The sequence below is a fragment of the Streptomyces sp. NPDC002130 genome (genome assembly GCF_040296465.1).
Lineage (GTDB): Bacteria > Actinomycetota > Actinomycetes > Streptomycetales > Streptomycetaceae > Streptomyces.
In genome coordinates this window covers 1-1,060 of the sequence record NZ_JBEOXI010001227.1, presented here as the reverse complement: position 1 = coordinate 1,060, position 1,060 = coordinate 1, and the positions used below count along the sequence as shown (strand labels likewise).

Genomic DNA, 1,060 nt, shown 5'->3' with positions numbered 1-1,060 from the left:
GGTTGAAGAGAGCGGGTCGGACCGCGACGCAGCGAACCCGGCGCAGGCTTCGCAATCTGCCGAGGTAGTTTCGGCGCCGGCGTCGCCGACCATTGGCAACATGTTGGATCTGACGTCCGACGATTTTTGCGAATTCGACTATTCGACCGACGGGTCCAACGATGCCAAGTTACAGGCGAAAAGGTCCCAGGGTGGGTACCGCATCGCGTGGGAACCGTTTCAGGTCGCTGGAGGTCAAGTAGTCGTCTATCGCGTCGTCTCCAGTGAGGAGCACGCCGCTTACAAGCCAGAAGTTGGTGAACTGCTCGGATCGACCATGGAAACTTCGCTGACTGATTTGCGGCCACCGAGTTCTGCGCTGCGCTTTGTTCAGGTCTGGTGTCATGTCGGGCGAACTGTCGCCGATGCCGCATCTGAGCAGCCGATATTGTTGGGCACCGCTCAGATCATCAGTCCAGTAGTGGATTTGGCGATCTCAGAGGACGAAGGTACCATCATCGGTCGCTGGGACACTTGGCCGGGCGTGAAAGTCGTTCGCGTGATGAGGACTTCGCTTTCGGGCGCCCTCGGGTCTGCCGGTCAGGTTCGACTTCACCCCGACGACGATAATCTTGGCGGGTTCGTGGACTCTACCGCCGAGCGTGGTCAGCGCTACCTGTATCGGGCGATCTGTGAAGTCCCGGTCGGGAGCGGTACCGAGCTGTCTCCGCCAGTTGAGGAGGTTGTGCAGGTCTCGGTGATTCTGTCGCCGGTACTTGATCTTTCGGTCGATACTTACGGCGACGCCGACGAACCACGCTTCGATCTGCAATGGAGCAGCCCTCCGGTTGGCAAGGTAGTCATCTACCGAACCGAAACAGGCCCGAAGCCGGGTGTCGAGGAATCGGTTTTGGCGGAGGGGGCGTTGGAGGCGTCCGGCGGGTTGCCGACTGATGCTCGCCTGATTCATCCGATCAAGGGTGCACCGGTGACATCGGCCAGCCGCTCCAGCACGGTGCCCAGCAGCTCGTTCGTACGGCGGTCCGTCTGCACCGGCAGGACCAGCGCCGCAGCGACCACC

The 1,060-nt window shown here is 61.1% G+C and carries 1 pseudogene; it reads left to right on the top strand.

Annotated elements, in window-relative coordinates:
* Positions 1–100: 100 nt before the first annotated feature.
* A pseudogene (locus ABT116_RS49830) lies at positions 101–943 on the top strand (SaeA-related protein); the annotation flags it as partial.
* Positions 944–1,060 lie beyond the last annotated feature (117 nt).